The 5,544-nt window shown below is 52.8% G+C and carries 2 rRNA genes; both read left to right on the top strand.

Features of this window, described 5'->3' with window-relative positions:
- The first annotated feature begins 411 nt into the window (after positions 1–411).
- Positions 412–1,934, top strand: a 16S ribosomal RNA gene (locus tag AC05K6_RS10095).
- Positions 1,935–2,339: 405 nt separating this feature from the next.
- Positions 2,340–5,410, top strand: a 23S ribosomal RNA gene (locus tag AC05K6_RS10090).
- Together the 16S and 23S rRNA genes form the textbook arrangement of a ribosomal RNA operon.
- Positions 5,411–5,544 lie beyond the last annotated feature (134 nt).

Genomic DNA, 5,544 nt, shown 5'->3' with positions numbered 1-5,544 from the left:
GTGTGCGTAGGTTGTTTGAGAACTCAATAGCGTGATGAACCAAGTTTAGATACTTTGTTGACCAACCTTTGTGTTGATTCTGATGCATTGTATGTCTTTTGCTTTGTGACTTGTTTCAGCTTCTCGTTGGCTCATATGGATTGTGGGTTGATGGTGGTTACGCCAGCGTGGTGTTAACGTCTCCGCGTTATGTAATGTGCGTATCCCAGCGTGGTGCCTTTTTTGTTGGGTGTGCGTTGGGCTGATGATGGTTTTGTTTGAAGTGGTGGATGTATGTTGTGTCGGTCGATGACCAGCAATGTTTTGTTGGTGTTGGTTGATGTGATTTATTTATCCTTTTTTCAATTCTTTTGTCAGTAATTTTGTTTTTTGTTTGCCTGGTTTTCAGGCTCGCCTGTGTCTGATGACATTTTTATGGAGAGTTTGATCCTGGCTCAGGACGAACGCTGGCGGCGTGCTTAACACATGCAAGTCGAACGGAAAGGCCTCTGCTTGCAGAGGTACTCGAGTGGCGAACGGGTGAGTAACACGTGGGTGATCTGCCTTGCACTTCGGGATAAGCCTGGGAAACTGGGTCTAATACCGGATAGGACCATGCTTTAGTGTGTGTGGTGGAAAGTTTTTCGGTGCAAGATGAGCCCGCGGCCTATCAGCTTGTTGGTGGGGTAATGGCCTACCAAGGCGACGACGGGTAGCCGGCCTGAGAGGGTGTACGGCCACATTGGGACTGAGACACGGCCCAGACTCCTACGGGAGGCAGCAGTGGGGAATATTGCACAATGGGCGCAAGCCTGATGCAGCGACGCCGCGTGGGGGATGAAGGCCTTCGGGTTGTAAACTCCTTTCGCTAGGGAAGAAGCCTTTTTGGTGACGGTACCTGGATAAGAAGCACCGGCTAACTACGTGCCAGCAGCCGCGGTAATACGTAGGGTGCGAGCGTTGTCCGGAATTACTGGGCGTAAAGAGCTCGTAGGTGGTTTGTCGCGTCGTCTGTGAAATCCCGGGGCTTAACTTCGGGCGTGCAGGCGATACGGGCATAACTAGAGTGCTGTAGGGGAGACTGGAATTCCTGGTGTAGCGGTGAAATGCGCAGATATCAGGAGGAACACCGATGGCGAAGGCAGGTCTCTGGGCAGTTACTGACGCTGAGGAGCGAAAGCATGGGTAGCGAACAGGATTAGATACCCTGGTAGTCCATGCCGTAAACGGTGGGCGCTAGGTGTGGGGGTTTTATTTACGATTCCCGTGCCGTAGCTAACGCATTAAGCGCCCCGCCTGGGGAGTACGGCCGCAAGGCTAAAACTCAAAGGAATTGACGGGGGCCCGCACAAGCGGCGGAGCATGTGGATTAATTCGATGCAACGCGAAGAACCTTACCTGGGCTTGACATACACCGGATCGCTGCAGAGATGTAGTTTCCCTTGTGGCTGGTGTACAGGTGGTGCATGGTTGTCGTCAGCTCGTGTCGTGAGATGTTGGGTTAAGTCCCGCAACGAGCGCAACCCTTGTCTTGTGTTGCCAGCACGTTATGGTGGGGACTCGCGAGAGACTGCCGGGGTTAACTCGGAGGAAGGTGGGGATGACGTCAAATCATCATGCCCCTTATGTCCAGGGCTTCACACATGCTACAATGGTCGGTACAGTGGGTTGCGATACCGTGAGGTGGAGCTAATCCCTTAAAGCCGGTCTCAGTTCGGATTGGAGTCTGCAACTCGACTCCATGAAGTCGGAGTCGCTAGTAATCGCAGATCAGCAACGCTGCGGTGAATACGTTCCCGGGCCTTGTACACACCGCCCGTCACGTCATGAAAGTTGGTAACACCCGAAGCCAGTGGCCCAAACTTGTTAGGGAGCTGTCGAAGGTGGGATTGGCGATTGGGACGAAGTCGTAACAAGGTAGCCGTACCGGAAGGTGCGGCTGGATCACCTCCTTTCTAAGGAGTATTTTTGTTTATTTTTGTTTCTGGGTGAATAGGTAACCGGTTCAACCATTTTTGTTGTGGTTGTTGGTTGTTGGATCGTGTCGCATTGTTTGTTTAAGAGTGTGCGTGTGTTGGGGTTGGCACTGTCTGTGGGGTTGGGTTAGCAAAGGTGTTTTTGGTTTGTCATGGCTGTTGGGTGTCTGGGACAATCTATTTTGTTCCTGTGTGAGCGCCTTGAAGTGATGTGGTTGCCGATGATGGTGATTGTGTTGTTTTGGGTGTTGTGTTGTTTGAGAACTGTATAGTGGACGCGAGTATCTTCTTTTTTGTGATTTTTGTTTGAAATCATTGTGTTCATGCGCTGATGGTCTGCACTGTTGTGGTGTGGGTTGTTGGTGTGTGGGTGTCTTAGTATTTTGTGTTGTCTGTGAAGGGCGCACGGTGGATGCCTTGGGCATGATAAGCCGATGAAGGACGTGGAAGGCCGCGATAGTCCTCGGGGAGTTGTCAATCGAGCGTTGATCCGAGGGTGTCCGAATGGGGAAACCTGGCCACAGTTGTGTGTGGTCGCTGCATGGATGAATTCATAGTTTGTGTGGTGGTAACGCGGGGAAGTGAAACATCTCAGTACCCGTAGGAGAAGAAAATAATAATGATTCTGCTAGTAGCGGCGAGCGAACGTGGATTTTGGCTAAACTGCATGCGTGTGATACCTGGCAGGGGTTGCGTGTGTGGGGTTGTGGGGTTGTGTTGTGCGGTGCTGCCATGCCGTGCCTTGGCATTGTGTGTTAGCGGAAGTGGTTTGGAATGGCCTGCCGTAGACGGTGAGAGTCCGGTACGTGAAAGCATGTGGTGTTGGGGTTGATGTGATACCCGAGTAGCAGCGGGCTCGTGGAATCTGCTGTGAATCTGCCGGGACCGCCCGGTAAGCCTGAATACTTATTGTGACCGATAGTGTATGAGTACCGTGAGGGAATGGTGAAAAGTACCCCGGGAGGGGAGTGAAATAGTACCTGAAACCGTGTGCCTACAAGCCGTCAGAGCCTTTTGGGGTGATGGCGTGCCTTTTGAAGAATGAGCCTGCGAGTCAGCGGCATGTCGCGAGGTTAACCCGTTATGTGGGGTAGCCGTAGGGAAACCGAATCCTAATGAGGGTGTTTTTAGTGGCATGTCCTGGACCCGAAGCGGGGTGATCTACCCATGGCCAGTGTGAAGCAGCTGTAAGAGGCTGTGGAGGCGCGAACCCACTTAGGTTGAAAACTGAGGGGATGAGTTGTGGGTAGGGGTGAAAGGCCAATCAAACTCCGTGATAGCTGGTTCTCCCCGAAATGCATTTAGGTGCAGCGTCGTGTGTTTCTTGCCGGAGGTAGAGCTACTGGTTGGTTGAGCGGGACTATCATCTTAGCGACGTCAGCCAAACTCCGAATGCCGGTAAGTCAGAGCGCGGCAGTGAGACTGCGGGGGATAAGCTTCGTTAGTCGAGAGGGAAACAGCCCAGATCGCCGGTTAAGGCCCCTAAGAGTGTGCTAAGTGGAAAAGGATGTGGGATCGCGAAGACAGCCAGGAGGTTGGCTTAGAAGCAGCCATCCTTGAAAGAGTGCGTAATAGCTCACTGGTCGAGTGGTTCTGCGCCGACAATGTAGTGGGGCTCAAGTACACCGCCGAAACCGCGGAACTCAACTGTTGTTGGGTTGGTAGGGGAGCGTCGTGTGATCGTTGAAGCTGCCGGGTGACCGTGTGGTGGAGGTTATGCGAGTGAGAATGCAGGCATGAGTAGCGAATGATGCGTGTGAAACGTATCCGCCGGATGACTAAGGGTTCCTGGGTCAAGCTAATCTTCCCAGGGTGAGTCGGGTCCTAAGGCGAGGCCGACAGGCGTAGTCGATGGTTAACGGGTTGATATTCCCGTACCCGTGTGTGTGCGACCAATGGTGAATCAGTGATACTAACTGCCCTGAAGTATGCTGCATGCATTTTGTGTGTGTGGTGTGTGGATGCGTAGGACCTGATCTGGTAGTAGCCAAGCGATGGGGTGACGCAGGAAGGTAGCCAAGCCACTTATTGGATTGTGGTGTAAGCGTGTGGCCCGCAGGATTTGGTAAATCCGTCCTGCATGTAGGGTGAGGCGTGATGCGTACCCGTTGTGGGGATGTTGGTGATCCTATGCTGTCGAGAAAAGCCTCTAGTGAGTGCATGTACGGCCCGTACCGTAAACCGACACAGGTGGTCAGGTAGAGAATACTAAGGCGTTCGGGTGAACTGTGGTTAAGGAATTCGGCAAAATGGCCCCGTAACTTCGGGAGAAGGGGTGCCACTACTGGTGAACGACGTGTTGAGCTGGTGGTGGTCGCAGAGAATAGAGGGAAGCGACTGTTTACTAAAAACACAGGTCCGTGCGAAGACTTTAAGTCGATGTATACGGACTGACGCCTGCCCGGTGCTGGAAGGTTAAGAGGACCTGTTAGGACGTTTGTCCGAAGCGGAGAATTTAAGCCCCAGTAAACGGCGGTGGTAACTATAACCATCCTAAGGTAGCGAAATTCCTTGTCGGGTAAGTTCCGACCTGCACGAATGGCGTAACGACTTCCCTGCTGTCTCAACCACAGGCCCGGTGAAATTGCAGTACGAGTAAAGATGCTCGTTACGCGCGGCAGGACGAAAAGACCCCGGGACCTTCACTATAGCTTGGTATTGGTGTTCGGTTCGGTTTGTGTAGGATAGGTGGGAGACTGTGAAGCGGTCACGCTAGTGGTTGTGGAGTCGTTGGTGAAATACCACTCTGATCGGATTGGGCATCTGAACCTCGGCCCGTGATCCGGGTTAGGGACAGTGCCTGGTGGGTAGTTTAACTGGGGCGGTTGCCTCCCAAAGTGTAACGGAGGCGCCCAAAGGTTCCCTCAGCCTGGTTGGCAATCAGGTGTTGAGTGTAAGTGCACAAGGGAGCTTGACTGTGAGACTGACAGGTCGAGCAGGTACGAAAGTAGGGACTAGTGATCCGGCACCGGCTTGTGGAAGCGGTGTCGCTCAACGGATAAAAGGTACCCCGGGGATAACAGGCTGATCTTCCCCAAGAGTCCATATCGACGGGATGGTTTGGCACCTCGATGTCGGCTCGTCGCATCCTGGGGCTGGAGTAGGTCCCAAGGGTTGGGCTGTTCGCCCATTAAAGCGGCACGCGAGCTGGGTTTAGAACGTCGTGAGACAGTTCGGTCTCTATCCGCCGTGCGCGTTGAAACTTGAAGAAGGCTGTCCCTAGTACGAGAGGACCGGGACGGACATACCTCTGGTGGGCCAGTTGTCACGCCCGTGGCATGGCTGGTTGGCTACGTATGGGAGGGATAACCGCTGAAAGCATCTAAGCGGGAAGCCTGTTCTGAGATGAGGTTTCTTTTGAGGTTCCCTATAGATTATGGGGTTGATAGGCCGGATCTGGAAGTCATGTGAGTGATGGAGGTGACCGGTACTAATTAGCCGATGTTCAACACAATTTGTTGTTGCTTTGACGTTTAAAAGTGGTTTTTGTCGCAAGGGTTGTGTACTCGCGTTTGTTATGCAGTGTCTGGAACGGCACTACACACCAGCGAACCCTGGGGTTTGGTTGGGTGTGTGTTTTGTTCTGATT

The sequence above is a fragment of the Corynebacterium sp. TUM25020 genome, from assembly GCF_056388495.1.
This window is presented reverse-complemented; position numbering and strand designations above follow the sequence as displayed.